General features: G+C 45.0%; 28 protein-coding genes. 10 read left to right on the top strand and 18 right to left on the bottom strand.

Features of this window, described 5'->3' with window-relative positions:
- Positions 1-5: 5 nt before the first annotated feature.
- Both GT360_RS09195 and GT360_RS09190 read right to left on the bottom strand, forming a co-directional pair.
- Positions 6-503 (bottom strand): response regulator, encoded by a 498-nt coding sequence (locus GT360_RS09195; protein ID WP_164648575.1) that lies wholly within the window; start codon positions 501-503, stop codon positions 6-8.
- Positions 500-2,440, bottom strand: a complete 1,941-nt coding sequence (locus GT360_RS09190) for an ATP-binding protein (RefSeq protein WP_164648574.1) — start codon at positions 2,438-2,440, stop codon at positions 500-502. The genes GT360_RS09195 and GT360_RS09190 overlap by 4 nt, the downstream gene beginning before the upstream one ends.
- A 184-nt stretch (positions 2,441-2,624) precedes the next feature.
- Here GT360_RS09190 and GT360_RS09185 point away from each other — a divergent pair, with 184 nt between their 5' ends.
- A complete protein-coding gene (locus GT360_RS09185) occupies positions 2,625-3,881 on the top strand; it encodes a DUF945 family protein (RefSeq protein ID WP_164648573.1) in 1,257 nt (418 codons plus the stop codon).
- Positions 3,882-4,030: 149 nt separating this feature from the next.
- Positions 4,031-5,125 (top strand): 3-phosphoserine/phosphohydroxythreonine transaminase, encoded by a 1,095-nt coding sequence (gene serC / locus GT360_RS09180; RefSeq protein ID WP_164649634.1) that lies wholly within the window; start codon positions 4,031-4,033, stop codon positions 5,123-5,125.
- Positions 5,126-5,193: 68 nt separating this feature from the next.
- On the opposite strand, the gene minE is transcribed toward serC, so the two are convergent.
- Genes minE through minC form a run of 3 tightly spaced genes read right to left on the bottom strand, consistent with a single transcriptional unit; the run spans position 5,194 to position 6,955 of the window.
- Complete coding sequence (gene minE / locus GT360_RS09175) at positions 5,194-5,454, bottom strand: cell division topological specificity factor MinE (RefSeq protein ID WP_164648572.1); 261 nt, start codon at positions 5,452-5,454, stop codon at positions 5,194-5,196.
- Between the two features lie 6 nt (positions 5,455-5,460).
- Positions 5,461-6,273, bottom strand: a complete 813-nt coding sequence (gene minD, locus GT360_RS09170) for a septum site-determining protein MinD (protein WP_164648571.1) — start codon at positions 6,271-6,273, stop codon at positions 5,461-5,463.
- Positions 6,274-6,292: 19 nt separating this feature from the next.
- The gene (gene minC, locus GT360_RS09165) at positions 6,293-6,955 is read right to left on the bottom strand and encodes a septum site-determining protein MinC (protein ID WP_164648569.1); all 663 of its coding nucleotides are present in this window, start codon (positions 6,953-6,955) and stop codon (positions 6,293-6,295) included.
- Positions 6,956-7,117: 162 nt separating this feature from the next.
- Between minC and GT360_RS09160 the strand changes: the two genes are divergently transcribed.
- From GT360_RS09160 to GT360_RS09145, 4 genes are all read left to right on the top strand, one after another.
- Complete coding sequence (locus GT360_RS09160) at positions 7,118-7,393, top strand: YcgL domain-containing protein (RefSeq protein ID WP_164648568.1); 276 nt, start codon at positions 7,118-7,120, stop codon at positions 7,391-7,393.
- Between the two features lie 51 nt (positions 7,394-7,444).
- Positions 7,445-8,416, top strand: coding sequence for a lytic murein transglycosylase (locus tag GT360_RS09155; protein ID WP_204274525.1), 972 nt, complete (start codon positions 7,445-7,447; stop codon positions 8,414-8,416).
- Positions 8,417-8,637: 221 nt separating this feature from the next.
- A complete protein-coding gene (locus GT360_RS09150) occupies positions 8,638-10,374 on the top strand; it encodes a glycoside hydrolase family 36 protein (RefSeq protein WP_164648567.1) in 1,737 nt (578 codons plus the stop codon).
- Between the two features lie 175 nt (positions 10,375-10,549).
- The gene (locus GT360_RS09145; protein ID WP_164648565.1) at positions 10,550-11,455 is read left to right on the top strand and encodes a manganese-dependent inorganic pyrophosphatase; all 906 of its coding nucleotides are present in this window, start codon (positions 10,550-10,552) and stop codon (positions 11,453-11,455) included.
- 49 nt (positions 11,456-11,504) lie between these two features.
- Here the strand turns inward: GT360_RS09145 and GT360_RS09140 are convergent, their stop codons facing one another.
- A complete protein-coding gene (locus GT360_RS09140) occupies positions 11,505-12,161 on the bottom strand; it encodes a nitroreductase family protein (RefSeq protein ID WP_164648564.1) in 657 nt (218 codons plus the stop codon).
- Positions 12,162-12,237: 76 nt separating this feature from the next.
- Positions 12,238-12,942 (bottom strand): aspartate/glutamate racemase family protein, encoded by a 705-nt coding sequence (locus GT360_RS09135; RefSeq protein WP_164648563.1) that lies wholly within the window; start codon positions 12,940-12,942, stop codon positions 12,238-12,240.
- A 148-nt stretch (positions 12,943-13,090) separates the two neighbouring features.
- Here GT360_RS09135 and GT360_RS09130 point away from each other — a divergent pair, with 148 nt between their 5' ends.
- Positions 13,091-13,882: an ABC transporter permease gene (locus tag GT360_RS09130; protein WP_164648562.1), complete on the top strand. Its 792-nt coding sequence runs from the start codon at positions 13,091-13,093 to the stop codon at positions 13,880-13,882.
- Between the two features lie 42 nt (positions 13,883-13,924).
- The gene (locus GT360_RS09125; protein WP_164648561.1) at positions 13,925-14,302 is read left to right on the top strand and encodes a VOC family protein; all 378 of its coding nucleotides are present in this window, start codon (positions 13,925-13,927) and stop codon (positions 14,300-14,302) included.
- Between the two features lie 64 nt (positions 14,303-14,366).
- Here the strand turns inward: GT360_RS09125 and GT360_RS09120 are convergent, their stop codons facing one another.
- Entirely contained in the window at positions 14,367-15,104 is a 738-nt protein-coding gene (locus GT360_RS09120) for a dienelactone hydrolase family protein (RefSeq protein WP_164649632.1), read from the bottom strand.
- Between the two features lie 156 nt (positions 15,105-15,260).
- Here GT360_RS09120 and GT360_RS09115 point away from each other — a divergent pair, with 156 nt between their 5' ends.
- Entirely contained in the window at positions 15,261-15,812 is a 552-nt protein-coding gene (locus tag GT360_RS09115) for an NUDIX domain-containing protein (protein WP_164648560.1), read from the top strand.
- A gap of 48 nt (positions 15,813-15,860) precedes the next feature.
- On the opposite strand, the gene GT360_RS09110 is transcribed toward GT360_RS09115, so the two are convergent.
- The 10 genes from GT360_RS09110 to GT360_RS09065 form a co-directional block, all read right to left on the bottom strand.
- Positions 15,861-16,421, bottom strand: a complete 561-nt coding sequence (locus tag GT360_RS09110; RefSeq protein ID WP_164648559.1) for a VC2662 family protein — start codon at positions 16,419-16,421, stop codon at positions 15,861-15,863.
- A 137-nt stretch (positions 16,422-16,558) separates the two neighbouring features.
- Positions 16,559-16,936, bottom strand: a complete 378-nt coding sequence (locus tag GT360_RS09105) for a GspS/AspS pilotin family protein (protein WP_164648558.1) — start codon at positions 16,934-16,936, stop codon at positions 16,559-16,561.
- A gap of 2 nt (positions 16,937-16,938) precedes the next feature.
- A complete protein-coding gene (locus tag GT360_RS09100) occupies positions 16,939-17,235 on the bottom strand; it encodes a YciI family protein (RefSeq protein ID WP_164648557.1) in 297 nt (98 codons plus the stop codon).
- A 30-nt stretch (positions 17,236-17,265) separates the two neighbouring features.
- The gene (yciA, locus tag GT360_RS09095) at positions 17,266-17,664 is read right to left on the bottom strand and encodes an acyl-CoA thioester hydrolase YciA (RefSeq protein ID WP_164648556.1); all 399 of its coding nucleotides are present in this window, start codon (positions 17,662-17,664) and stop codon (positions 17,266-17,268) included.
- Between the two features lie 6 nt (positions 17,665-17,670).
- Complete coding sequence (locus GT360_RS09090; protein WP_164648555.1) at positions 17,671-18,216, bottom strand: septation protein A; 546 nt, start codon at positions 18,214-18,216, stop codon at positions 17,671-17,673.
- Positions 18,217-18,329: 113 nt separating this feature from the next.
- Positions 18,330-19,793 carry a cryptochrome/deoxyribodipyrimidine photo-lyase family protein gene (locus tag GT360_RS09085; protein ID WP_164648554.1) on the bottom strand — a complete coding sequence of 488 codons (1,464 nt, stop codon included), beginning with the start codon at positions 19,791-19,793 and terminating at the stop codon, positions 18,330-18,332.
- Between the two features lie 107 nt (positions 19,794-19,900).
- On the bottom strand, positions 19,901-21,160 hold the full coding sequence (locus GT360_RS09080; RefSeq protein ID WP_164648553.1) for a dicarboxylate/amino acid:cation symporter: 1,260 nt from the start codon (positions 21,158-21,160) through the stop codon (positions 19,901-19,903).
- Between the two features lie 276 nt (positions 21,161-21,436).
- The gene (locus GT360_RS09075) at positions 21,437-21,910 is read right to left on the bottom strand and encodes a methylated-DNA--[protein]-cysteine S-methyltransferase (RefSeq protein ID WP_164648552.1); all 474 of its coding nucleotides are present in this window, start codon (positions 21,908-21,910) and stop codon (positions 21,437-21,439) included.
- A complete protein-coding gene (locus GT360_RS09070; RefSeq protein WP_164648551.1) occupies positions 21,910-23,271 on the bottom strand; it encodes an AlkA N-terminal domain-containing protein in 1,362 nt (453 codons plus the stop codon). Before GT360_RS09070 ends, GT360_RS09075 begins: the two co-directional genes overlap by 1 nt.
- Before the next feature lie 104 nt (positions 23,272-23,375).
- Positions 23,376-24,680, bottom strand: coding sequence for an alpha/beta fold hydrolase (locus GT360_RS09065; protein WP_164648550.1), 1,305 nt, complete (start codon positions 24,678-24,680; stop codon positions 23,376-23,378).
- 212 nt (positions 24,681-24,892) lie between these two features.
- On the opposite strand from GT360_RS09065, the gene GT360_RS09060 reads away from it, so the two are divergent.
- Positions 24,893-26,173 carry a GGDEF domain-containing protein gene (locus tag GT360_RS09060; RefSeq protein WP_164648549.1) on the top strand — a complete coding sequence of 427 codons (1,281 nt, stop codon included), beginning with the start codon at positions 24,893-24,895 and terminating at the stop codon, positions 26,171-26,173.
- The last annotated feature ends 31 nt before the right edge of the window (positions 26,174-26,204 follow it).

Below are 26,204 nucleotides of genomic sequence, written 5' to 3'. Positions count from 1 at the left end.
ATCAATCACTCGCCAAATTGTGTTCTTTTATCTGAAATTGCGTTTAAAATACGCTCAGTGTCCAGTACGGCAGTCCATTGCATCAGGTTTGTGTCATTTTTTATCACGTAATCTGTAAGCAGTTGTGTCACACGATGGCGCAGCTCTTCACCATTCCAGGGTTTACCGATGAAGTAATCGAGGTGGGCCTGATTGACGGCTTGTACTGTATCCTCTAGTTCAGCTTGACCTGTGAGCAGAACTTTTTTTGCGTTGGCGGTTTCTTTTGCTTGGTCCAATTCAACCAAAAATGACACGCCAGTTTGCTCAGGCATAATGTGGTCACATAGGATCAACGCCAGCTGTTTTCCTTCATTGATGGCGGATGCGACAACTTCTCTCGCTTCGGCGACCGACTCTGTGGCTTCAACGATAAAGTGCTCTTCAAATTCTTCTAAATCTTGCAACACACTGTCTAATACATACCTTTCGTCATCGACACATAAAATGAGATATTCATTCATAAGCTCTCCTTGATGCTCTGTTGCAATACGGGTAACCATACCGTCATGATTGTGAATTTATCGGGCTGTGACTCAACTTCGATTCGACCTTGATGTAAAGAAACGACCTGCTGGCAGACGGATAAACCGATACCTAAACCAAAATGACCCTCTTTTTTCGTGGTGAAGTTGAGTGTGAAAATCTTTTCTTGTAGCTCCAAAGGGATACCGGATCCATTATCTTGGACGCTGACTTTGATCCAACTTTGACCATCTAATAACGTATGAGCGGTTTTGACGGCTAATTCACCATGCTCTGGGAAGGCATCGATTGCGTTCGAGATGAGATTGGTCCAAACCTGTTGTAGGGCATTCGGTTGGCAGTAGAGCAGCGGCACATCGGTGTAGGCTTTTTCGACCTGGTGAAACTTGAGTTTGTTTTCGAACATCACTAGTGTGTCATCAATGCCCTCGTGAATGTTGGCGTATTGAAAATGCTCCTCTCCTGGTCTTGCGTAACCTTTGAGACTTTTGACCATCTCAGCGATACGTTTGGAGCAGTTGTCCATGCTCCTTAATGTACTGCCTGTTTGGTGATGCGTTTCGTAGTGCTTGAGCAACGCCTTCGCCTTATCAGGAGCGCTTTTCGCCATGTTTATAAGGTTCATATCCCCTTCTAGTCCGAGGTTAACCAGCTTTTTAGCCACCACCCGGTCGGTCACCTGTTTTTCTAATTCACGGGCGCGTTTGCGTAGCTCTGCTGTTGAGAGAGGGTTGGAACTCAGTGCGTGTTTAAAGAGGTTTTCACTCATCGATTTATCAATGGGTTGATAGTCCATTTCAACCAGCTTTTGTACATTTTGAATCACCACCTCTGTTCCGCGCATGATTGCGGCAATCGGGTTATTGATCTCATGGGCAACGCCAGCGACAAGTTGCCCTAGGACCGCCATTTTTTCACGCTCTATGAGCTGCTGATGAGCAACCTCAAGAGATTCGATGGTTTTCTGCAGTTCTAATTTGGTGAAAATACTGCGTTGCAATCTGCGGTTAAAGTGACGAAGAAGCAGGTTGGTAAATAGTGGCAATAGTTCGGTATTGCTATTCATGACTTGAGCAAAGATGTCACGATCAAGCTTAATGACTTCCGTTTGACAAAGTGTTAGACCAGTGGAAAAGGAGGGCTCACCGGTGACAAAAGACATACCGCCAACAATGTTACCCTTACCGTATCTAACGACTTCACGTTGCTCTCCAAAATCATCTTTTTTATACAGGGCAACTTCTCCTTCGGTGATAAACCATAGGAAACGATTATCTTCACCTTCTTTGGTCAGAAGGTGATCAGAGGAATAAGTTCGACAGGCGTTCGATTCGTCGCTGACGGCGAAGAACTCCCTAAGCGATTGGATGACCTTTTCGGTTAGCTCTTTGTCTGAAACAAGATGATAGTCAATGAACCCGCGTTGATAGTGCTGCACTTTCTCATCGATGTGGCTACGTAGAATGCGTTTCTGATCGAGCACATAGGCGTAATTTAAGACGTTGTCCTTGTCTTGGTCGATGATAAAAGAGGTCAGCTCTTTCACAATGACAGGTCGTATGGAGTCAGTGTCAAATGGCAGAGTTTCACAATGATCTAGCCGTCCTAGATTGACGGCACTGATGATGGCGCCAAAATCTTGTTCAGATGAGATAAGAATGCGTCGGGCAGGTGTGTGAATGATGTTGTGCTCTAGTTCTATGAGAAGCTTAGAGCCTTCAAAACCATTGTAGTGTTGGGCAACGACCATTGCGAGAGGCTGTTCGTTGGCAGCAGAATTGATGATCTCTCTAGCCTGTTCAAGGCTGTCGACATAACGTATATCAAAAGCGTGTTGAAATGATGCGAGAGACGTTCTAACCGCCTGTTTAGAGCTCTCATCATTAAACACACACAAAATCGCAAACCGCTTCACAAATAGACTTCCTTTTAACGCAGAATAATCGCTCGTGTCATTCACACAAAAGCATTAAGGTTACTTTACCAACGATTTCACCAGCAGTTTGAGAGCTTGGTATGAGAAATTTGCTCTCGAAGCAAATAAAAGCAATACTCTGACTTATCTCAATGTTTTGATTTGAATTTATTACGAGTAATTTATGACACAATTGAAGAAACTCGGGGCCATAGGTGGTGTAGTCGGCCTTGTCCTTTGTTGGCCGCTAGCAGTAGGACAAATTGGTGAACGCGTTATTGAAGACGGTATCGAAGAGGCAAATAACGAGACCTTAAAAGCAGAGATTGTAGAATATGATCGTGGCTATTTGTCTTCTGTAGCAAAAACACGCTATTCCGTTCGTGATGAAGTGTTTAAAGCGCAACTTGAAGCCGATGGCTTACCAACTGAATTTACTGTCGATAGTCATATTTCTCACGGCATCGCGAGTATCTCAGCGATTTCCACGGTAGAGGACTTTCCAATTCCAGCGGAGTTGAAAACAACAACCCAACTCAATGGTAATACCGATTACGCACTAAACATAGCAAGTTGGCACTACCAGCCGGAAGATAACCCTGATGTTTCACTGACGATCTCTCCTTCTTCTGCAGAGGGTTCGGTCACCGTTCTGGGTGAGTTGGATTTTACTATGATGGTGCCGTCCATCTCTTTAGAGTTTGATTCAGGAGAAAGCTTTCTTGTTGAGGGTTTGAAAGCTCAAGGCGAGGGTAAAAAAGCGAAATATATTTGGCTTGGAGAGCAGAGCATTGAGGTTGAGCAAGTGCAGGTCTCTGATGGTATTTCTGCGGCAATGGCACTGCAGAATGCGAAATATACGTTTAATGCCAATGAGGATATGGATACAGAGCGCTTGACGAGTACTCATAGAGTAGAAATCGGTGAAGTTGATACAACCGATGGTATTGTGAGCAATCTTGATATCGACTTTACCATTGGCAACCTTGATCAGCCGTCGTTCGCTGCGATTATGGAGATCTATCAAAATGCCGTTGAGCTCACCGAACAAGACGTGATTTCAAGCTTACCGCACCTTGAGACGCTGGTAGAGCGTGGCTTCGTCCTATCGATGAATAACATGTCTCTCACTTTGGGGGACGGTGACTTTACCTCAAAATGGAAGCTAGAAGTCCCTGAGGGGACGGCGGGCTTAACAACTGACCCACTAGGGGTGAGCAACGCAGTGGTTGGTCAATTAGAGACTAACTTTACCCACGCGCTGGTGGATGAATATCCATTCATTGAAGAGGGTATTGATGAAGCTATTATCATGGAAATTGTGCAGGAGTCAGACTCTGGTTACAGCATCAATGCACAATTGGTAGAAGGACACCTAGTGTTTGAAAGTGGCCAAAAAATTCCGCTAATGGCGCTCATTTTACCTATGATGATGCAATAACTTAGCGATATGGATTAAATTAGCTCTTCTCGATGGGCCCTGGCAATTAAATTTAATTGCAGCGGAAACCGAGAAGGGCTTTTTTATTGCCTACAAAAATGGTATTAAACCAACAAGTAATCAATATTTATGCAGGAGCAACCGACATCATGGAGTCTTTGACTGACAACATTTTCAATTTCAGTGCAGGTCCAGCCGCATTACCGAAAGCGGTGATGCAAAAAGCACAGCAAGAGTTTGTTAACTGGAACGCACTAGGTACCTCGGTGATGGAGATCAGTCACCGCAGTAAAGAGTTCATTAAGGTTGCCGAGGAAGCGGAGCAGGATCTGCGCGACCTTTTGGAAATTCCAGATAACTACAAAGTACTGTTTTGCCAAGGTGGCGCGCGCGCGCAATTTGCAGCGGTACCGCTAAACCTATTAGGTGATAAATCAACAGCGACTTACATCGATGGTGGCTATTGGGCGGTAAGTGCAGTAGAAGAAGCGCATAAGTATTGTGATGTCGATGTTTTCGATGCGAAAACGGAAATTGAAGGCAAAGTGGCGATCAAGCCAGCTTCAGAATGGCAAGTATCTCCCGAGGCTGCGTATGTTCACTTCTGCCCGAACGAGACCATTGATGGTATTGAAATTAACGACTTGCCAGTAACGGACAAGCCAATTGTTGCTGATATGTCGTCGACCATTTTGTCTCGTAAAATCGACATCTCTAAATATGGTGTTATTTATGCGGGGGCGCAGAAGAACATAGGTCCCGCAGGGATAGCAATTGCAATTGTGCGTGATGACCTACTAGACTTCGCTCACAAGACACTACCAAGTGTATTAAGCTACAAAGTCTTGGCGGAAAAAGAGTCAATGTTCAACACGCCACCGACATTCGCCTGGTATCTATCAGGACTAGTATTCAAATGGTTGAAAGAGCAGGGTGGTGTTGATGCAATTGAAAAAGTTAACCGCGAAAAAGCGGCGATTCTCTACAATTATATTGACCAGTCACCGTTCTATCGCAACCAAGTGCATTCAAACAATCGCTCACTGATGAATGTGCCTTTCCAGCTTGCTAAGCCAGAGTTGGATGCCAAATTCCTAGAGCTCGCCACAGAGCGTGGTTTAGTCTCTCTTAAAGGGCATAGGGCGGTAGGAGGTATGCGTGCTTCCATTTACAACGCGATGCCAATCGAAGGTGTTCAAGCGCTTGTCGACTTTATGAAAGAGTTTGAGCAAGCGAACGCGTAATAGCGCCGTTTCTTTTCTCTATAAACAACAGAGCCAGCATGATGCTGGCTCTTTTTTGTCTGGATTGATCAGTTGTCTTCTGGCAACTTCACATTTAACTCAAGCACTGAGATGTCGTCATCTTTATGCTCAAATGTCAGGTCTACCATGCTTGGATCAACAGCGACATACTTGCCGATCACTTTTAGAATATCTTCTTTTAGCTGAGGTAGGTAGTCTGGCGCGGGATCGTCATGGCTACGACGCTCGGCGACAATGATCTGTAAGCGCTCTTTTGCTAAGCTTGCTGATTGTTTCTTTTGCGGTCGAAAAAACTCAAGTAGTGACATGTTGTATTAACCCCCGAAAAGTCGCTTGAAGATGCCTTTCTTCTCCTCAGTTAAGAAGCGGAATGTCACTTCCTCGCCAAGTAGACGTTCTACAGTATCAGCATAGGCCATACCAGCATCTGATTCTTCATCGAATATGACGGGTATACCCTTGTTTGATGCATTCAACACGGCTTGGCTTTCTGGAATAACGCCTAACAATGAAATGTGTAGGATCTCTTCAACGTCTTCAACACTGAGCATTTCGCCTTGGTTGACTCGCGCTGGGTTGTATCGAGTCAGTAATAAGTGCTGTTTTACTGGAGGTAGATTCTCTTCCGCGCGGCGTGATTTTGAATCAAGAATGCCTAGAATACGGTCAGAGTCACGAACAGAAGAAACTTCAGGGTTAGTGGTAACAATGGCTTCGTCAGCAAAGTATAGAGCCATAAGCGCGCCTTGCTCGATACCAGCAGGTGAATCACAAATAACAAAGTCGAAACCAGCCTCATCTAGCTCTTCAAGCACGCGCTCTACTCCTTCACGAGTCAGTGCGTCTTTGTCGCGAGTCTGAGAAGCAGGCAAAATGAATAGGTTTTCATTGCGCTTATCTTTAATTAGCGCTTGATTCAGAGTTGCTTCACCATTGATCACATTAACGAAGTCGTAAACGACGCGACGCTCACAACCCATGATCAAATCTAAATTACGTAAGCCGATATCGAAGTCGATAACTGCTGTTTTTTTACCTTTAAGCGCCAACCCAGAAGCAATCGCTGCGCTAGAAGTGGTTTTGCCAACGCCGCCTTTACCTGAGGTCACAACAATTACGCGTGCCATATTATTTTTCCTTTTTGTTTTATACTTTTAGCGATTCGATTTGTAGAAGGTCGTTATCAAGACTCACCATGACGTTCTGTTTCCAGTATTCGCTATTAATTTGGTCACTAAGCCAGTATGTCCCTGCAATGGACACCAGTTCAGCTTGTAAATCTTTACAGATAATTTTTGCACCTTTTTGACCACTTGCTCCCGCAATAGCGCGTCCTCTTAGAGTGCCATGTATATGTATTGAGCCATCAGCGATAACCTCAGCCCCAGCACTGACATGACTTAAAATCATGAGATCACCATCTTTGGCGTAGACTTGTTGCCCAGAACGAATAGGAGTGCGGACAACTTTTAGTGGTGCGAAAGCCGCGGGAGCGTTATTGGCAGAACGGCTAGCAGTCATCACAGCCAGCCCGGCATCCGTCGCTTGAGTTTGCTGACGCTTGTCTTTGCAACCGGTTACGCCCACAGGAAACATACCAACATCGAGAATGCCCGCTTTCAATGCCTCAAAATCTATGTCTAAAGTCGATTGCGATACGTTGATGACAACCGGGGCGTTGGCAAAAAAAGTGGGTGCTTGCTCTGTTTTATCTCGAAGGAAGGTTAAATTTCCATCCATATCAATATCTGCAAGATGAAATACTGACAGCGTAAAGCTGCTGCCTTTTAAATCGGGATTTTGAGCCATTTTATTTTTGCCTGAGAACAAAGGACGTTGCTTTTACCTAGGGAACTCATGTTATATTTCCCGCTATATATCAGCAAGCTTTGTTGGTATGAAATTCTTAAATTATGTGTGTTTATTAGCGCTTTGTGGCGCTGAGAACCCAAACCATGCAGTAGGGTGGCTATGCTTTGTACAATCTATAAGAGCGCGAAGAAAGAAGGCGCTTATCTTTATGTGGCAAAAAGAGAGGATTTCTCAGCTGTCCCTGATGAACTGATGCGAATGTTTGGCAAGCCAGTTCTGGTCATGACGTTGAATGTCGCAACGCGAGAGCTGGCTCTTGTTGATGTAGATAAAGTGAAAGAGTCTATAACGGAAAAAGGTTTTTTCTTGCAGTTGCCGCCCCCACCAAAGAATTTGTTGGATGAATACAAGGCAAGAAAGCAGCAACAGCAGTAAAATGATAAAAGCCTAGACTAATGGGCATCAACGATTAACAAGGAGAGTACTGTGAAACGTTGGTTAGTAGGCGTTTTGTCTGCCGCCATTTCAATGGGCGTCATGGCAAACGAAAAGAGTTTTGATGATTATGTGTTGAGCTTGAAGCAAGAGGCGATCGCTCAAGGCATTGATGAGTCGCTTGTAAATAGGGCATTGGCCGATGTTCAGCACCGTCCACGTGCGGTCGTCGCTGATCGTAATCAGCCAGAGCGCAAGTTAACCCTGGATGAGTATATTCCTAGAGCTGTACCTCAGTGGAAAGTCGATCAAGCAAAAAATCTATACAATAAGCACTATTCAGAGTTAAAACGCATCGGTGACCAATATGGTGTTCAGCCACGCTTTATTGTGGCTTTGTGGGGGGTAGAAAGTAACTTTGGTAAGTTTACGGGTAACTACAAGGTAGTGGACGCTCTAGCCACCATGGCTTATGACGGGCGACGTGAAGCCTTTTTTAAGAAAGAATTGATGGCCGCACTGCAAATTCTTGAGCAAGGGCACATTGAACTTGAGGACATGAAAGGTTCATGGGCAGGTGCGATGGGGCAGTGTCAGTTTATGCCGAGCTCTTTCCTAGCCTTTGCGGCTGATGGCAGTGGTGATGGCAAAAAAGACATTTGGAACAGCAAGCCCGATGTCTTCGCGTCAACGGCGAATTACTTGAGTCAGTCAGGTTGGGACGACAACTTTACATGGGGCCGCCAGGTTCTGGTTCCGAATGACTTTGATGAAAACTTGCAAGGTCGAGAATCAGAAAAAGCCAAATACCTTCAAGATTGGGCAAAATTGGGTGTAACTCGTTACGATGGCACGCCTTTGCCAAGCCTTGATGAAGATATTAAAGCCTGGTTAATCATGCCGGACGACCACAATGGGCGCGTTTACTTGGTATATAACAACTACAACGTGTTAATGAAATGGAATCGCTCATACTACTTTGCGCTTGCCGTGAGCCATCTTGCGGATCGCATTATCTTCTAGTCCAAACTCTGCCAGCATGTTAATTAGCGGCTGCCTTCGGGCGGCCGTTCTATTTTACTTTCCCCCCACAATGAGGTTGTAGCACTAGAACCTCCACAGAACGTGATGCGGCTAACACCTTGTTATCAAATGAATCACAAAAGTCATGACACAAGAAGCGGTTCGGTCCATGCTTGAGCAAAATCAGTACGCCTTGCGCGACGTTCTAATTATGGTGTGCCATGACCTATCAGATAACCCTTCCTTGTCATAAAGTAGCAACGGTGAGAAATACCGATATTGATGTTCAACTAGAGCGTCAGCAACTCAACTTTCGCTATATTGGACTGCATAATGTTGCCGTCGATGAACACTATGAGTTGTGTCAGATCCCTCTCGATGCAGGTTTATCAGCAGTCATGTTAGGGGATGGATTTCAAATGTTGTCTCAGTGTCGTGGGACAGCAGGGCAGATTGAGGAGGTAGGTCGCTGCCCTGATAATAACAGCAGTTACCGAATCTATCCTCAAGATGCGCCCAAGCGTTTCTATAACACCTTAGTTATAGAAGAGGCTGATTCATTTGTGCTGTTTGGGTTCACCTCATGCCATCGTTTTGCCGGCTACTTTGAAATTCAAGATTCTGAACAGGGTCGGGTAGTGACAGCGTTTATTGATGGAGAGAGTACCTACCCTCAAGACTGGGAGAACAGTGATTTAGAATCTATTGCCGTTATAGAAGCCAACACGCTTGATGAGCTTTACCAGCAATATGCCTCTCTTATACAGAGCAATCACCCACCACGTCCCCATGTGAAAGCGAAGGCTCCAATAGGGTGGTGTTCTTGGTATGCCTACTATGCTGATGTTACCGAACAAGACGTTGCGAAAAACCTCGACGCGATGCAAGGGGAGTTAGCCCCGTTGGATTGGGTGCTGCTTGATGATGGCTATCAAGCATTTATGGGAGACTGGCTTGATCCTTCAGATAAATTCTCATCTGGGGTCAAAAACCTTATTCAAGATATCAAAATGAAGGGCAAGCGCCCTGCCATCTGGCTGGCGCCCTTTATTGCACAACCTGAGTCGAAGATCTTCTCACACCACCCCGATTGGTTCGTGAAAAACCACGACGGGCAGCTACTCAAGGCAGAGGACATTACCTATGGTGGTTGGCGCTGCACACCGTGGTACATACTTGATACGTCAAATCCTGAAGTACAAGATCATCTCACTCGTGTTGTAAAAACCATGCGTGAAGATTGGGGTGTCGAGCTATTTAAACTCGACGCTAACTACTGGGGAACGCTAAAAGGCGTGCGTTATCAGACTGGAGTGACAGGGGTTCAATCTTATCGCATGGGTATGCAAGCCATCGCCGATGGTGCAGGAGATGGTTGGTTACTCGGTTGTAATGCCCCTATGTGGCCTTCACTAGGTGCCGTTGATGCGATGCGTGTTTCTGACGATGTTGAGCGACGTCCAGACCGTTTTCGGCAGATCGCGTTGGAAACCTTCTATCGCAGTTGGCAGCACCGCAAGCTGTGGCAAATTGATCCTGACTGCATCACGTTAGTGTCATTACCGAATCAGAGTACCGAAAGGCAATATTATGACTTTCATCGTACAGCCGTACTGGCAAGCGGTGGTCTAATGCTGTCTGGTGATCCACTCCCTGAGCTGACGCCCTATGCGATTCAAACTTGGCAGAAATTACTGGTTCGGCAAAGACATACTCAAGAATCGGCAACGTTCCGCTCGCTATCGATGAACCACGCTTTCTTAGCGTTGACAGACAATAACGATTTACACTGCTTGTTTAATTATGATGAGTCACCACTGACAATAACGCTGACTTCAAGCCGTCCAGTCCACTGGTATGATTACTGGACAGGTGAGCGACTAACGGAAGAGAAGCTGCAGATCTTAGAGATTGGACTGGATAGCGGACTTTCAAGTAAAGCGATTGTCACTGCGTAGCTCGCAAAGAGCAAAAAGCTTCATTGGATACGTCATTAAAAATCAGGTAAAGTATCGGCCTTTGAAACAGTCGTGGATATTAAACGGCGGCTGATAAGAATTTTACAATCTAGACTGGCAGGTGATGCACTAGGTATCGCACTGTTTGAGTCAACCTGATGATATAGGAAGCAAGATGATTCTAGTTGTTGGTCATAAGAACCCTGATAGTGACAGCATTTGTGGCGCATTGGTTGCTGCTGAACTTCTAAAAGCACGTGGTCTTGAAGCGAAAGCTGTTCGCCAAGGCGACATCAACCGTGAAACGCAACACATTCTTGAAACTGCTGGTATGGATCAACCAGAAATGTGTACATCTGTAGCGGGTCAAAAGATCTGGCTGGTAGACTACACAGACGTGGCTCAAGCACCTGATGACATCGCAGAAGCTGAAATTCTAGGTATTGTAGACCACCACCGTCTAGGTGATGTGATGACAGTAAACCCTCTTGAAGCGTGGATTTGGCCTGTAGGTTGTACTTGTACGATCCTGTTCAACCTATTCAAAATGGAAGAAGCAGAAATCACTCGCCCAATGGCTATCCTTATGATGTCTGCAATCCTTTCTGACACGGTAGGCTTCGCGTCTCCAACGTGTACTCAAAAGGACAAAGATGCCGTTCAAGAACTTGCTACGATTGCTGGCGTTGAAGACCTAGATGCATTCATCAAAGATCTACTAATCGCAAAGACGAACATTGAAGGCCTATCAGCCGCTGAGCTTGTTGAGAAAGACCTAAAAGCCTATCCGTTCAATGAGCGTGATGTTGTTGTTGGCCAAGTTGAACTAGCAACACTTGAGCAAGTTGACGGTATGATCGAAGCGCTTGAAGCGGATCTAGAGCGCCGCTGTAACGAGGAAGGTCTGGCGTTCGCTGCAGTAATGCTAACGGACATCACAACAGCGCAAACTCGTCTTCTATACAAGGGCGAGTGGGCTGAGAAGCTGGTTAAGCACGAAAAAGACGGCATGCTAATGATGGAAAACACATTGAGCCGTAAGAAGCAAGGCTGGCCTTGGCTGCAAGCCGAGCTGGTTTAATCGGTCTCGAGTGTTTATTAAAAACCCAGCTTCTGCTGGGTTTTTTTCATTATAGCGTTACGAAAATCTCATCAAGCGGCAGTCGGGCTTTAGGAAGACCGTGATTGTAGTCTTCCCCGACCTTGTGATAACCCATTGCCAAAGCAACTTCACAGACATATCCTTCAAGCTCTTCTTTAAACTCTTCGGCAACAAGGTCAGCATCAACACCCTCCATTGGTGTCGATTCAATCTCCAATCTTGCTAAGGTGTGTAGTGTGTTACCTAATGCGAGGTAAAGCTGTGCTTTGGTCCAATGGCCGTTAAATCCATCTTCGTCGGTATTCAGCTCAGCGAAAGTGAAACCACCGTTTAGCATGTTATCGTACATTTCTGGTGGGAGGTGACCTGACTGTACTTCAACATCGACACAACGAGCATATTGCTCCTTAGTGAACTTAGGATTGTAAGCTAACAACAAGACGTGGGAAGCTTCGATCGCATGGTGCTGGTTAAACTGATATTTAATAGCGAACGTTTGATGAAAGCGCTGCTTCGCTTCGTCACTTTCAAGAAGTATGAATTTCCACGGTTGAGAGTTGATTGATGAAGCTGAGAGTCGCATGGCCTGCTTAAGGATATCGATGCGCTCTTGGGGGATCTTCTTACCAGAATCATATTGCTTTACGGTATAGCGACTCTCAAGGTCTTTGACGATGCTATGCATAGTTTGTGTCCTTATAAATCTATTGTGAGATAAATAGCGGGTGCAAACTTAGCTTAGTTCAAATCTGGTTTTCTGTTTAACCGTCATCAGATTGCAGCGCAAACTCAATAGCAGCTTGCGCATGAATCAGAGTAGTATCGTAAAGTTTTACCAACGTATCCTCTTGCTGGACCAATAAACCGATTTCAGTACAGCCCAGAATGACGGCTTCAGCGCCTCTCTCATACAAGCTGTGAATAATGGCAAGGTAGGCGTCTTTTGACTGTGACTTTATCTCCCCCTGACAGAGTTCTTGATAGATAATATCGTGAACAACGGTCTGATCATCACTATGTGGCACGATCACCTCTATGCCAAAGTTGTCTTGGATTCGATCCTTGTAAAACCCTTCTTCCATCGTAAATCGGGTTCCGAGTAGGGCAACTTTGCGAATGCCATCGCGCTGAAGCACTTGGGCTGTGGCATCGGCAATGTGGATTAAGGGGATCGATAAATGCTCTTCAACCTCAGGAGCCACTTTGTGCATAGTATTAGTACAAATTAGTAAGCAGTCAGCGCCTGATGCAGCAATACCTTTCGCATGGGTGGTTAAGATATCGGCACAGGCACTCCAGTCGCCTTGGTGTTGCAGTCGCTCAATGGGTTGGAAGTCGACGCTAAAAAGGCTGATTTTTGCCGAGTGTAGGCCTCCTAAGCGTGATTTTATTCCCTCGTTAATCGCTTGATAATAGTGCGCCGTGGATTCCCAACTCATTCCACCTAATAAGCCGATCGTTTTCATGCTGAACCTTAGATAGTGTTTTCTAAACTATATATCTAAGACAGTGTTTTACCAAGCAAAGGCTAAAGGTGCCTGAACGAAAACAGGCAGTGTAGGGCAGGATTCTGATATCATCCCATTGAACATTAAATTAAGGTCAAACCCCTAGATGCAAGACGCTCTCGATATATCAGTATTGAACCTATTCGCTTTTTCACTCTTGATGTTGATTCCTCTCTCTATCAATGCCTATTTTAAATTGTCACTAGCAAAAGACATACTCCTAGGTGTGGTGCGTATGGCGGTTCAGCTCGCGCTAATCGGTATTTATCTAGAATACCTTTTTGAGTTGGACAGTTGGATCGTTAACCTAGTTTGGCTGTTAGTCATGATGCTAATCGGTGCAAGCTCAGTGGTTAGTAAATCAAGATTACCCAAGTCTCTGTTATTGCTGCCGGTATTCTCCGGTCTATTCTTTGGCTTATTACCTATTTTGCTGGTGGTGTGTATTGCTGTGGTTCAGCCACAGCCTTTCTATAGTGCACAATATGTGATTCCTTTATCCGGTATGCTGCTCGGTAATAGCCTAAGCGGTAATATTGTCGCATTGCAGAATTTCTTTGGCTCTTTTGATGCGCGACAAGAGGAGTATGCAGGCAAGATATCTTTGGGAGCCTCTCCCATTTATGCATCGAGGCCGTTTGTTGAAGTGGCACTGCAAAAGTCGCTTGCTCCGATTCTTGCCACCATGGCGACAATGGGTTTGGTGTCTCTACCAGGAATGATGACGGGCCAAATTTTATCGGGTACGTCTCCTATAATCGCGATTAAGTACCAGTTACTTATCATGATGGCGATCTTTGTGATGATGAATATCTCTATCACTAGCTGTTTGTTGTTGACCCAGCGCAGAGTTTTGTCACCGGAAGGGCGGCTACTGTGTAAAATTCGAGATAAGTAGCTAACTTTATGAGAACACGATTGAAATCAAAAGGAGTAGAGAGTGTTTTCACATGTAATGATAGGTGTTAATGATGTGGCGCGTGCCAAAGCATTCTATGACGCAGTATTGGGCAAGCTAGGACACAAACCGGGAGTCATGGATCCCAAGGGGCGTTGTTTTTATATGTCAGAACATGGTGTCTTTGCGTTAACCAAGCCGATTGACGGTGAAGAGGCGACACACGCAAATGGTGGCACCATCGGTTTTAGAGCCAGTAGCCCATCGATGGTGGATGATTTTCACGGGGCAGGAATTGTGGCCGGGGGCAAACCGATTGAAGACCCTCCAGGCGTGCGTGAAGGGTCAATAACGAAGCTATATATGGCTTATCTTCGTGATTTAGACGGTAACAAAATTTGCGCAGTTAACTTCATGTGAGTTTATTAAACAGGCCGGCTACGTGGCTGTGAAATAAGTGCGGGCCTGTTGTTTTAAAGTTCACTTAGCCTTTAGTTTGCTCCGAAAGGAAATGAGCAAACGCTGACCAAGACTTCGTATCGGCTTGTTCGTGATAACGCGGACTACCAAAAACAGTAAACGCGTGGGGCGCGCCACTGTAAGTAATCATTTCATGCTCAACCTTTGCCTCTTCCAGCTTTGCCGCCAAATCAGCAAATTGCGTCATAGGAATGGCAGTGTCGGCAGTACCGTGTAACACGAGTACTGGTGCTGATACTTCGCTATAACCTTGACCGTCAGGTGTGCCTAACCCACCATGAAATGTGGCAAAACCGTTGGCCTTCATGCCTGCGCGAGCCGCTTCTAGAACGGCAGCGCCGCCAAAGCAGTATCCCATCACGACCGTATTTGAGGCATTACCGCCAAGACTTACCGCGTGATCTAAGCTCGCTTGCATAAGAGAACGAAGCTTTTCTCTATCCTTGTACAATTCACCAGTGTGCTGTTTTTTGTCTTTGACTTCTGTTGGACGCACACCCTTGCCAAATAGATCAGCAGCAAAGACGCTATAACCCATGTCGTTGAGCATTTTCGCTCGCTCAACTTCATAGTCAGTGAGTCCATCCCAGTCATGTACCAATAAAACGAGTGGGGCGTTATCGCCCGCTGGAGACCAGTATCCTTCGTAGTCGACACCTGCTACTGAGTAAGTACTGTTATCCCCTGCAAAGGCAATCGATGACATTAGGGTAAATCCAACCAGTGTTGTTTTGAGCATCAGTCTTTCCTTGTTGTTGATGGTGATGATTTTTATTCTCACTTTAGTACGTGAATGAACAAATTTCAGCTCAATGAAAAATAAAGTTGTGATATCAAGCCTCTTACTTAGCGGTCTGATCACATAAAATGGCGTTAAATCACAAATTAGGAAGCGTCGATGACGGACATTGAAACACTGAGCACAGAAGTTGTGTATCAGAACAAGTGGATGACAGTGAGAGAAGACAAAATACGTCGCTCAAGCGGTGCAGAGGGGATATATGGTGTCGTCGATAAACCTGATTGTGCAGTGATTATCGCAGTGGGTGACGGTCAGATTCATTTGGTCGAGCAGTATCGTTATACCGTTGCAAAGCGTTGTTGGGAGCTACCGCAAGGAGCGTGGGAGTCAAACCCAGATGCGGATCATTTAGAACTTGCCAAAGGTGAGCTACAAGAAGAAACTGGATTGATCGCGAGTAAAATGGTGTATCTAGGCAATCAGTTTATCGCATACGGCTTTCTAAATCAGACTTGTCATATTTATTTGGCCACAGATCTTGAGTTTGTTGGAACCAAGCTCGATTCGGAAGAAGAAGACCTTGTTAGTTGCGCATTTCCAATTTCAACATTTGAGAAGATGCTGGTGGATGGAACGATCAAAGACAATGTGACATGCGCGGCGTATGGGTTGGCGAAGCTTAAAGTACCAGAATTATTGCAAGGATAAAAAATGCCGACGTGAGGTCGGCATTTTAAGATTCATATAACGGACGAATTACTTCGCGAAGTTAACGATAGGGAAACAAGGGAAGAAACCATTTGCAGCACAGTTGATTAGGCCAATCTGAACGCCTTTGATGTTCGTTGTATTGTTAAACAGACCAAGCTGAACGGTTGAAGTTTCTGATAGGTTAACGGTACCGAAATCAACCAGTGTGTTACCTGTAGAGTAGTTTACAAAACTCGCGTTTAGACCTTTAACGTCGTTTGTCATGTTAACGGTACCAAAGTTAACGCCTGTTGCTTCACCTGTGTTCCAGTTGAATAGGCCTAGAGAGACACCTTTCATGCTCTCGTTGACTTTGTTTGCACCAAAGAACAGACCAAAGTTAACGCCTGTTGTTGTGTTTGTCTCTGACATACCTAGTACTGCGAAGTCGACACCTTTAAGTTGATCAACTTGACCGTGAAGGACTGCTAGACGAACACCGCCAACTGCGTTTTCATCTGGCGCGTTGAAGTTGTCTAGAGAAGAGAACATCACAGGGGTAGATGCTACTGCTGCTGTTGATGCAAATAGAGCAGACACTGCTAACGTTGTTAGTTGCTTTTTCATTGTTTTACTCCGTGTACCTTTGGTATCAGATACTTAATTAGTTATGCAAAATATAGGACGAACTATAAAGCGCATTCTACATTTACGCAAGTAGATGATAACGTTGAGTTAACCTTTCGGTTAATTCTTACGCCATGTTAACACTGCGTGTTGTTAATCATTTGATCCACCATGAGCTGACCGCGGCTATTACGGATCTTCAAACGATAGTTTAGGCCGACCTCAAGGTTTTTTCTCACAGAGTCATCGCTGCAGTAGTGGCTCATTGTTGCGTTAAGCAGACGTTGGGTAGAGATGGCACCTGGCGCTTCATCATTGTAAATCATCATGATTTCGATGGTGGTTCCAGAGGATGAAGCTCGCATAATCGATAAGGGCCCATGCTCGATTGGCAACTCAGAGCTCAACAGGCTAGCACGGTTAGAAGCGAGCATTTCGAGTTGTTTTTGCTTGTTATCACTTGAGGCGCAGCCAGCAAGTAAAATCATTAGAGCAATAGAGATAGCTTTGCGCATAATTAGAAGACTTTTTTGAATGGTTTAACAATAACGTTTGCGTACACACCAGCGGCTATATAAGGGTCTGCATCAGCCCAAGCTTTTGCATCTTCTAGCGAATCAAATTCGGCTATCACAGTTGAGCCAGTAAACCCAGCACCTTCAGGGTTTTCACTATCAATTGCGGGCATCGGCCCAGCCGTCAGCAAGCGTCCCTGTTCTTGCAATGCGGTTAAACGTGCAAGATGATCCGCACGAACGCTCATGCGCTTTTCTAAAGAGTTCTCGACATCTTGAGCAAAAATGACATACCACATAGTTTGATTTCCTTTCTCTAAATTCCAATATTATTCAGGTTTGATTGGGCGAGGACGGCCTTGACTGTCAATAGCGACGTAGTTGAATGTGGCTTTACATACCATAAAGCGATCTTTCACCCCGTCCTCTTTTACTGGCTTCACCCACACCTCTAAATGAATTGACATTGATGTACGGCCAATTCGAGTGCACTCACCGTAACAGCATACAACATCACCCACTTTAACAGGTTTTTTAAATTCGATACTTGAAACAGATACCGTTGCGATGCGACCACTTGAGATCTCTTTGGCAAGAATACCTCCGGCCAAATCGAGTTGTGACATGATCCAGCCACCAAAAATGTCACCGTTAGCATTGGTATCAGCTGGCATCGCAAGTGTACGTAATAATAAGCTGCCGGTTGGCTCAGGGAGAGTGGTGCTCATGGTTAATTATTCCTGATCTCTGTGTTTATTTTGTGGGAGGTGTTTGTATAGATAAATGCCTGTTGCGATCGTAAAGGCAACAGTCGCTGCTAGCAGGCCAAACACTTTAAAGTTGACCCAGCTATCTAACGGCATATTGAAAGCAATATAAAGATTGAGCCCAGCACAGCTGGCAAAGAAGGCCACCCAGGCCCAATTGATGTTTGCCCAAACGTTATCGGGTAGCGTTAGCTCCTTTCCTAACATCGCCTTAACTGCAGATTTTCCCATAAGGTGGCTAATGGTGAGCCCTAATGCGAAAGCAGAGTAGACGATCGTGACCTTCCATTTTATGAAGTTGTCATCATGCAGAAAGAGAGTCATACCACCAAATACTGCGACCGCGATAAAGGTGATGAGCTGCATCTTTTCGACTTTCTTGTATAACGCATAAGTCACAATTACTTGAATTGCCGTTGCGATGATCAGAGCCCCTGTCGCCGTATAAATATCGTATATTTTGTACAGTACAAAAAAGACGATCAGTGGGATAAAGTCGATAAGCTGTTTCATAACAAGAAATGCATATTTAGTCGTAGACTTAGTGTACCCAAAAGCGGGTATGGAAACCTAGAGAAAATAGCAATTAGGTGTAAACAACAATTAAATTGTGTTGGAAATGTGCGCTAATGAGGGCGCACATGAACTTGAAGTATCCTTTTGGCCTCTTGTTTAACGTCAGTTCTTCCTCGCCAAGACCACAGTCTTTCTCTTGCTTTTCGAGCACATTCATCGAGATTGATCACAGGGTTCAAGTAAACACTGTCTTTTTCAAGCTGGTACATTTCGATTTCCATTTCGGTCAGTTGACTGGGCTCAAATATCAACGGAGTGGGGATGTGAGTCAGTTCAGGAATCCATTTCCTAACAAATTCGCCCTCCGAATCATGTTCTTTGGCTTGTTTGGTTGGATTGTAAATACGAAGGGTGTTGATACCCGTTACTCCCGCTTGCATTTGGAATTGAGGGTAGTGGATGCCGGGTTCAAAATCCAAAAACAGTGAAGCCAAGTAAGGAGCACCTAGCCGCCAGTCGATGTTCATATGATGGGTAAGAACGCTAACCAGCATAGCCCGCATTCTAAAATTGATATACCCGGTGTGTATTAAGCAACGCATGCACGCGTCAACAAGCGGGATTCCGGTTTGACCGTTTTTCCATGCCATTAACAGAGTTACGTTATTTTCACAGTGTTTTTCTAGCAGTGATTCGTAGGCCTTGTTAAGACAACGAAACTCCATCTCAGCCTCAGATTCGAACTTCTGAATAAAGTGACAATGCCAATGCAAGCGGGATGAGAGTGCCATGAGGCTTCTCCTAAACCCTGGTTGCTGCCAATGATCCAAAAGTGTCTGATAGACTTGTCTTAGCGAAAGGTTGCCCCAAGCGAGATAGGGAGAGAGTCGAGAGCATGCAGTACGCGAGTCGCTTGGGTTGGATATCGAGCAGTAATAGCGTTTTCCACGGCGCTGAAAGAAGTCCTCAAGCGTTATTTGTGCGAGAGTAGCACCACCGGTCTGCACGCCGCTTTTTTTGAGCGTCCACTTTGTCGGGATTATCGCCAGATAGGATTTTGGTATTGGGGGCGGAGTAACAAAGTCGCATGAGGTAGCCGTGAGTTTGGGTATCGGCTTTCGCATGACCTCCTTCCAGTGTCTATCCCATTGATGACGTGTTTTTGCTCCGCGAACGACGGCACCGCTAGGACTTTCATTCCATTTAATATCTTTGGATGAAAGCCAATCGCTGAGTTGAACATCTCGCTCATGAGTACACTTTAAGCCAATTTCTTGATGCGAATAGACGACTTGGATGTCAAACTCACTATTAAGATATTCAAAGCAGTCAATTGTTTCACCTTGCATCATGCAGACAGACGTATCCAACGCATGAAGTCTCTTGTTGAGGTCTTCAAGGGATTGATAGATGAAGCGCCAATGCAAAGTCGAGTAGTGAGGGTTGTCTAAAAGTATAGGTTCGAACAGGTACAGCAATAGGGTGGGGTAACGGCTGCTTACGGCGGCATTGAGAGGTTCATGATCCTCTAGTCGCAAATCTCTTTTGAACCAAACGATATTGATTTTTTGCATTAGACACTCCTTGTTCAAGAGTGATACGCAGCGAATGAGAGTCAGATTTAAAGGTCTAGAAAAGAAAAAGCCCAGCATGAGCTGGGCTTAAAGGAAGAGATGAAAGATTAAGCTTCTTGTTTTTGCATCTCAGCTTGTTTCTCAAAGTCTTCTTCTTCAACGAGAGAGTCAACAATTACGGCACACGCAGCATCACCTGTGATATTCAGTGCAGTACGAATCATGTCGAAGATACGGTCAAGAGCGAACAGTAGTGGTAGACCTTCGATTGGAATACCCGCTGCAAGTAGAACCGCTACAACTAGGAAAGATGGACCAGGAACGCCCGCTTGACCAACCGCGCCTAAAGTAGATGTTAGGATGATTGCAATGTAAGCGCCCATAGATAGGTCGATATTGAACAGCTGAGCGAAGAAAATCGCTACCAAACCGTAGTAAATCGCGTTACCAGACATGTTGATCGTTGCGCCAAGTGGCAGAACAAAAGACGCAGTAGAGTTCTTCACATTCAGCTCGTTTTCTACTGTGTTCATTGTTACAGGTAGCGTCGCCATTGATGATGACGTTGATAGAGCAACGGCTTGTGGCTTCTTCATCACAGATAGGAACTTCTTCGCAGAAGTCTTAGTGAAGACTTGAATCATCAGAGGGTAAACAACAAAACCAAAGATTGCGATGGCCGCTACGTAAACAAGGAATAGTTTGAATACGACCATTAGCGCGCTAAAGCCAAATGTACCCACCGCTTCAGCCATCAGACCAAATACACCGATTGGCGCGATGATCATGACTTTGTTGATCATCCAAACCATTGAATCAACGATCGTATTAACACCGTTAACGATTGGGTCACGGCGCTCTTTAGACTGCTTAGAAAGTGCGATACCAAAGAAGAGGCAGAATACTAGGATCTGAAGAATGTTGGCTTCGTTAAGAGATTGGAATACGTTCTCTGGGATCATGCCAGTGATCGTTGCCCAGAAAGTCGGTAGCTCGCCTTTCGATGCATATTCTGCTGAGAACATACCTTCAACGCCTGAGGTATCAACACCGATGCCTGGCTGGAAGATTGCGCCCATCACAAGTGCAAGTGCTACTGCAAGTGCAGACGTTAGGCCAAAGTAACCCAGCGTTACCATGCCCACTTTACCCGCGTTTGAGCTGTTACCCAAACCCGCTGCACCAGAGATTAGCGCAACCGCAACCAATGGGATTACGAGCATTTTGATGAGGTTAATGAAAATTGCACCGAGTGGAGCAAAGACAACTGCGCCTTCACCCATCATTGCACCGACCAATGTACCAACAACCATGGCAATCACGACTTGAACGCCGAGATTTCCAAGTAGTCCATCTTTATTTAACATTTTAGCAACTCCTGCCTGTCATATTGTATGTTTATAGTCATTGCGCCTAGGAACGACTCTAGACGTAGATGATTATGTGGTGTGTTTTACACCTAACAACCGAAGGATTCAAGGGTTTACTGACTAAAAAATGCTAAAAACAACGATTAAAATGGGGTAAGAGTGAAAACTTGCGCAAACGTTTGCGCGCGCGATCACTTTTGGTGCAGTGCGCTATTTTGTGGTGCACCAAATTTTAACGAATGAGATTTTGAAATGTTAACTAAGTGTGGGTAGTTATAGTGCACCTTCAAGCTGAAGTAGGGTTTTCTTTCGCTCGATGCCGCCTGCGTATCCCGTTAATTGACCGCTTGCGCCAATCACGCGGTGACAGGGGACAATAATAGAGAGCGGATTTTTGCCGTTTGCTGCTCCAACGGCTCGCACCGCTTTTGGTTTGCCAATATGGTTTGCGATTTCTTGGTAGCTCCATGTTTGACCGTAAGGTATTGCACACAGAGCTTCCCAAACGCTTTGTTGAAACTCGGTGCCTGTCGCTGAAAGAGGCAGTTCAAACACTTGACGCTCTTTTGCGAAAAACTCGCCGATCTGCTGTTTCGCTTGGAGTAACAACGGGTTCGAGTCGTTTTTGATGCCTAATTCATCAGGCAATGTGGTGTTGGTTTCAAACCAAACACCGGTCAAACCCAACTCATTGGCTTGGACGGTGATTAGGCCAAGCGGGCTTGGAAAAATGGTATATGAGTTCATTAAGCATGGCTCCAACAATGAAAGGTGGCATAGCTTCCCCACGGAGAAACGGACTGCTGAGTTAAATGTGGATAGTTGATGAGGGCTTTCTTCACCACTAAATCACTATCAAGAAAACAATTTGGGTCAGATAAGCCGCGAATTTTGGCATAGTTGATTGTCCAAGGGCCAACGCCTTTTATCTCAATCCAGTTATCGGGTGTGCAATGCCAATGTTGACTCATAAATAGCGCAAAGCGTTTTAAGGCCTCTTTACGCGAGATTGGCATTTTTAGGAAGCCAAGATCGTTATCTATCAACTCTTGCGGTGTAGGGAAGTACTTTATATCCCCATTTTGCAAAGTGGACACCAACAGGTTGAGTTGACCAATGGCAGCTTTGACGGAAACTTGCTGACCAACAATTGCTCTTACTCCTGCCTCCCAATGATCCCACACTCCAGGTATGCGAATTCCCGAATGCTTAACGAGCTCAGGTGCAATCTTAGAGAGTGATTCCTCGACCGTAGTAACATCAGTATCGAGGTCGAATACTCGGCGTATTTGTTGAATCAGAGTGCGTAATTGACGTATGTCATCGAGCTCAAATTCGACGTCTACAAAAAATTTTCCTTGCTCTAGGGGAGCAAAGTCGACAGAGAACCAGGCTTTCGTGCTCTCTAGCAAGCAATAGCGGCTATAGCGAGTGCTTTCTATTTTTTCTATGCCTTCGATGGCTCTCAGCGCATAAAAGTCGAGAAGGTGTCGCCAATCATAGGGTGTTCTCACTGCGATAGATAAGCGATTACTATGAGAGGTTGTCCCCGCTTTTCTTAATTCGCTCGGTGTTAGCTTTAATGTGTTTATAAATGCATCATTGAAGCGGCGTGTGCTGTTAAACCCTGATGCATAACCCACATCGGTGATAGAAAGCTGGCTGCTATGCAGCAATCGCTTAGCAAACATCAGTTGTTGATACAGAGCGTACTGTTTAGGAGCTAAACCCAAATAACGCTCGAATAATTTACGCAAGTACCGATCACTGATACCTAGCTTATCAGCCAACGATTGGATTGAATGCTGTTGAAGGTATCCACTTTCCACTTCACTGACTGCACGCTGAAAAGTGGTTTCAACCCCTAACCATCGCCAAGAAGTCGGTGCACTATCAGGGTGGCAGCGTTTGCACGGGCGAAATCCATCTCTAAGTGCGCCTGCTGCGTTAGCGTAATAGTCGACATTTTCTTCTTTGGGTAAATTGGCCGGGCAGATAGGACGACAGAATATCCCTGTGGTTTTAACCGCAACAAAAAACTGCCCATCAAAGCGTCGATCACGTGAAAGGCGGGCCGTTCGGTATTGGTCACGATTGGAAAGTGGCATAACATCATTGTCCTATGACGGGGCAAAATCTCAGTCTTAATAGAAACATTGTAAATCTTGTTATGTTATCTGCTAGCCACTTTCGGAACTGTATAGGCCTAGACCTAATCCGAGACAGTTTGGTTGGCTTTGATCTGCTGACTTATTGCAATGAGTGTATCTAGGATATGCTCACCGTCCGCTCGCAGTCCATTGTGCTCATACTCGTTCGTTATCCACGCTTTAGAGTGGGGTAGGTTTGCTAATGTTTCTCGGCTGATATCCATCTCAACAAACATATCATCGGCATAAACGGCACAAGCGACAGGCACGGTATTGTTACTCAGGACCTCGGCATCATATAGGTTTGCCCAATCGGTTTTATCTGCCAGTATTTGTGCGGTCTGTTGCAGAGGCTTGAGGTTAGTGTATTGCTCAAACATCCAAGGAAAGACCATTTCGCCGGTAAATAGGAAAGGCTTGTCAGACTGATAATCAAATATAGACAGCTGCTTGCGAACTCGATCGGCACTCCACTGTGATGCAAACCCTTGGCAGTAGATCGATTCATGCAAAATGGCATAAATCGGATTAGTTTGGAAACTTTGCTGCATCAGTATCTGGTTAAGAAAATCATAGCTAAGGCGACGTTTTCCATCGACTTCGACGAAGGCTGTCTCTAACTGGTAGTACATAGGCAAGAAAGTATCGCTCATACCAAAATTGATACCGAGTTGTTGGAACTGCTCTACAGTCAGTCTTTGCCCGTTGGGTAGATGCTCTTCAGTGTGAAGTAGGTGGTCAGCGATGGCCTTACACAGATTCTGAGCGGCAGGGAATTGCTCAAAGAACTGTGTATTCTTTTCTTGTGTCCGTTTAAACGTAGCCTGATACACATCATCAGGATGACGGTGAATAGAGGGTATACCGCCGGTGACAAAACTTGCTTCAAGGCTTTGCGGGAACATTGACAGGTAGGTGAGGGTACAGAACCCCCCGAAACTCTGGCCTAGCGTAGACCACTTTTCAATACCGAAGGATTCACGAATGAACTCAGCGTCACGTACGATATTATCTGCTCTAAAGTGGCTCAGATATTCAGCTTGTTGTTGTGCATTTAGGTGGTTTAACGTTTGGTGTGAGATGACACTACTGTTGCCAGTGCCTCGTTGATCCAGAAGCAACACGCGATAGTCTTGCAATGCGCGTTTTAGCCAGCCCGATGTGCCGTTGGGTCTTGGAGAAGGAAAACCGGGGCCGCCTTGGAAATAGACAAGCCATGGTTTGCTTGCACTTGAGTGATCACTGTTCCTGATTTCACGAGCAAAAATTGAGATTGTCTTACCACTAGGGAGAGAGTAATTGAGTGGTACATTGAAAGTATGCGGTTGATACTTGATACCAGCGTCGATAAAAGTTTGTGAGTTCATAGGCTAACTTTGTTTTTGTTATACTGAGTGAAACAATGTACACGGTTGCCATTATAAAGTCAGGTCGGTTTAAACGACCCTTATAAACAATACCTTAAGCATTTTGTCAGAAAAAATTCACTATCAAACCTGTTGAGTATTAAGTAGTGTTATCAACCTTACCGCAAAAGTGGTAAGTCTAAGCTGTAGCAAGGAAGTCACAGGTAGAAGCAATGTCGTGGGAAAAAGTATGTCAGTTGCCTAGTATCAAGCACGTTGAAGTCAAAACTTTAGCGTTCTTGTTGTTGTTTATATTTCTCGTCAATACACCAATTAGTTATATAAAAAAAAATGCCATTGTGGATATAGAGGAAAAAGTTGAAAAATCTGCTCAACTTTTCGCATCTAACCTTGCTATTGTTCAATCCTATATCAGCCTATCTCGTACTCCTTTAGCGATGAACTTTGAACGCGATCCTGACGCCTTTAATGCAACTGTATCTAAAATTCTTAGTGGGCAAACATATTTGAAATTGGCCTCAATAGTTCCGAGTGAAATGAACAATGACGAGTTAAACTCTCAAAGCTTACCGATTATTGACCTAACTAATGATGGCCTCTACCTACTGCGTACTCCGGTGATTGATCAGGGAAAGGAAATAGGACAATTGCTGTTAGCAATAGAAGCTCGCGCCTATTTTTCTTATCTCTATAATGGGATGTTTATCATGGCTGAGGATGGATTTATTCACTGGACTCGCCATGACGATGTACCCCAAGGTGCTCATTTACCAGAGAACTATCAAGAAGTTTTGCGTCAAATTCATCGTCTAGGTCGCCTTAAAGGAAGCATCGACCTTGGACCTCATACGGCTGTTTTTAAAACAGTGGAAGATATCCATAACGATAGAGCTTATTTAGTACATCTGGTGAATAACTCAGAGATCGTGCCTACACATATTTACATCACATTTGCGTTAGCGATCATGTTGGTTGTTGTTACTAATGTATTTATGGATACTAAAAAGCGTAAAAGAGAGTTGGAGCAGATAAGTTTTGTTGATCAGCTTTCTACACTAAACAATCGTCATTACCTCGATCATATTGAGCCTTCGATATTGTCCAACGATGCCTATCATATCGGTATTATCGATATTGATCATTTCAAACGCGTCAATGATAGTTTTGGACATGCGATAGGAGATAAGGTAATCCGTTCGGTCGCCCAAGCCATCAAGTCTTCGATTAGAGCAGATGATTACGCTTTTCGCTTGGGAGGGGAGGAGTTTGCTGTAGTGATAAAAACCAGTGATACAAAAGTGGCTTGTGAAGCGATGGAGCGTATTCGTTTAAAAGTAGCAGAGTGTAGTATTTCACCAAGAGTGACAGTATCAATCGGCATTGCACCGATTACGAAAACAGTAAAAGATGCCCTAAGTGTGGCTGATCAGTTTCTCTATGTGGCAAAGAATTCCGGCCGAAACCAAGTACGCAGTGTTCCCTACTGTTGCTGAAAAAGCCCAGTTGTTCAAAACTGGGCACTCT

It is taken from the genome of Vibrio astriarenae, from assembly GCF_010587385.1.
Lineage (GTDB): Bacteria > Pseudomonadota > Gammaproteobacteria > Enterobacterales > Vibrionaceae > Vibrio > Vibrio astriarenae.
The sequence above is the reverse complement of the archived record's forward strand: the minus strand, read 5'-3'. Positions and strand labels throughout refer to the sequence as shown.

What these genes read in the sequence shown, in the direction of transcription:
- GT360_RS09065 (WP_164648550.1), bottom strand. Translation starts at nt 24,680, where the DNA reads ATGAACTCACAAACTTTTATCGACGCTGGTATCAAGTATCAACCGCAT.
- GT360_RS09185 (WP_164648573.1), top strand. Translation starts at nt 2,625, where the DNA reads ATGACACAATTGAAGAAACTCGGGGCCATAGGTGGTGTAGTCGGCCTT.
- GT360_RS09160 (WP_164648568.1), top strand. Translation starts at nt 7,118, where the DNA reads ATGCTTTGTACAATCTATAAGAGCGCGAAGAAAGAAGGCGCTTATCTT.
- GT360_RS09110 (WP_164648559.1), bottom strand. Translation starts at nt 16,421, where the DNA reads ATGAAAAAGCAACTAACAACGTTAGCAGTGTCTGCTCTATTTGCATCA.
- GT360_RS09075 (WP_164648552.1), bottom strand. Translation starts at nt 21,910, where the DNA reads ATGAACTCATATACCATTTTTCCAAGCCCGCTTGGCCTAATCACCGTC.
- GT360_RS09060 (WP_164648549.1), top strand. Translation starts at nt 24,893, where the DNA reads ATGTCGTGGGAAAAAGTATGTCAGTTGCCTAGTATCAAGCACGTTGAA.
- minE (WP_164648572.1), bottom strand. Translation starts at nt 5,454, where the DNA reads ATGTCACTACTTGAGTTTTTTCGACCGCAAAAGAAACAATCAGCAAGC.
- minD (WP_164648571.1), bottom strand. Translation starts at nt 6,273, where the DNA reads ATGGCACGCGTAATTGTTGTGACCTCAGGTAAAGGCGGCGTTGGCAAA.
- GT360_RS09135 (WP_164648563.1), bottom strand. Translation starts at nt 12,942, where the DNA reads ATGAAAACGATCGGCTTATTAGGTGGAATGAGTTGGGAATCCACGGCG.
- GT360_RS09070 (WP_164648551.1), bottom strand. Translation starts at nt 23,271, where the DNA reads ATGCCACTTTCCAATCGTGACCAATACCGAACGGCCCGCCTTTCACGT.
- yciA (WP_164648556.1), bottom strand. Translation starts at nt 17,664, where the DNA reads ATGAGCACCACTCTCCCTGAGCCAACCGGCAGCTTATTATTACGTACA.
- GT360_RS09150 (WP_164648567.1), top strand. Translation starts at nt 8,638, where the DNA reads ATGACCTATCAGATAACCCTTCCTTGTCATAAAGTAGCAACGGTGAGA.
- GT360_RS09105 (WP_164648558.1), bottom strand. Translation starts at nt 16,936, where the DNA reads ATGCGCAAAGCTATCTCTATTGCTCTAATGATTTTACTTGCTGGCTGC.
- GT360_RS09145 (WP_164648565.1), top strand. Translation starts at nt 10,550, where the DNA reads ATGATTCTAGTTGTTGGTCATAAGAACCCTGATAGTGACAGCATTTGT.
- GT360_RS09140 (WP_164648564.1), bottom strand. Translation starts at nt 12,161, where the DNA reads ATGCATAGCATCGTCAAAGACCTTGAGAGTCGCTATACCGTAAAGCAA.
- GT360_RS09090 (WP_164648555.1), bottom strand. Translation starts at nt 18,216, where the DNA reads ATGAAACAGCTTATCGACTTTATCCCACTGATCGTCTTTTTTGTACTG.
- GT360_RS09100 (WP_164648557.1), bottom strand. Translation starts at nt 17,235, where the DNA reads ATGTGGTATGTCATTTTTGCTCAAGATGTCGAGAACTCTTTAGAAAAG.
- GT360_RS09085 (WP_164648554.1), bottom strand. Translation starts at nt 19,793, where the DNA reads ATGCAAAAAATCAATATCGTTTGGTTCAAAAGAGATTTGCGACTAGAG.
- GT360_RS09115 (WP_164648560.1), top strand. Translation starts at nt 15,261, where the DNA reads ATGACGGACATTGAAACACTGAGCACAGAAGTTGTGTATCAGAACAAG.
- GT360_RS09195 (WP_164648575.1), bottom strand. Translation starts at nt 503, where the DNA reads ATGAATGAATATCTCATTTTATGTGTCGATGACGAAAGGTATGTATTA.
- GT360_RS09080 (WP_164648553.1), bottom strand. Translation starts at nt 21,160, where the DNA reads ATGTTAAATAAAGATGGACTACTTGGAAATCTCGGCGTTCAAGTCGTG.
- serC (WP_164649634.1), top strand. Translation starts at nt 4,031, where the DNA reads ATGGAGTCTTTGACTGACAACATTTTCAATTTCAGTGCAGGTCCAGCC.
- GT360_RS09130 (WP_164648562.1), top strand. Translation starts at nt 13,091, where the DNA reads ATGCAAGACGCTCTCGATATATCAGTATTGAACCTATTCGCTTTTTCA.
- minC (WP_164648569.1), bottom strand. Translation starts at nt 6,955, where the DNA reads ATGGCTCAAAATCCCGATTTAAAAGGCAGCAGCTTTACGCTGTCAGTA.